The organism is Mesorhizobium sp. WSM4844, assembly GCF_055811775.1.
Genome location: NZ_JBVVQB010000158.1, coordinates 1 through 899 on the forward strand (window position 1 = coordinate 1; position 899 = coordinate 899).

General features: G+C 63.2%; 1 protein-coding gene. It reads right to left on the reverse strand.

Annotated elements, in window-relative coordinates:
• On the reverse strand, positions 1–899 hold an 899-nt coding region (locus AC0L2A_RS36220; protein WP_473612972.1), incomplete at both ends, for an efflux RND transporter permease subunit.

Here is an 899-nt window from a genome sequence, read left to right on the forward strand (position 1 = left end):
ATGACGATGAACACCAGGATCACGGCGATCATGACGTGGTTCTGCAGATCGCCGAGCAACTGGTTGACGAAGACCGACTTGTCCTGCGTGTAGGTGACGTGCATGCCTTCCGGCATGGTCTTTATGAAGGCATCGGACACGGTCCTCACCTGGGCGATCGTGTCGATCAGGTTGGATTCGATGCGCTTCTTCACCTCGACGGCGATCGCCGGCTTGCCGTCGAGACGGGTCATCGTCTCGGCGTCCTTGAAGGTGGAGCGGACGGTGGCGATATCCTTGGCCTGCACCACGGCATTGGGGCGGGCGACGATCGTCAGCGCCGCCATGTCCTGCGGCGTTTCGATCAGCGACGGCACCTTGACGGCATATTTTCCCTCGGACCCTTCGATGTTGCCGGCGGCGACAACACTGTTGGAATCGCCGACCGCACCGATCAGCTGCTCGAGCTGCAGCCCGTAGGACGACAGTTTCATCGGTTCGATGACGACTTCGACGAGATCGTCGCGGGCGCCCTGCAGCGAGCCCTTCAGCACGCCAGGCACTTCCTCGATGCGGTCGCGCAGCTCGCGCGCCGCCGCCGTCAGAACGCGCTCGGGCACCTCGCCCGACAGCGTCACGACAAGGACGGGGAACTCGGAGACGTTGACTTCGGAGACCACAGGCTCCTCGGCTGCCTGCGGCAGGTCGGCCTTGCCATCCTGGACCTTGCTGCGCGTGTCCTGCAACGCGGTAGCCAGATCCGTCTGCGGGTGGAATTCGACCAGCACATAACCGCCGCCCTGGAAGGCGGCCGAACGCATCTCCTTGAGCCCCTTGAGGCTTTTCAGCTTGGCTTCCATCGGCCGCAGCAGAAGGCGTTCCGAATCCTCGGGCGAGATGCCCTGATAGATCAGGCTGAC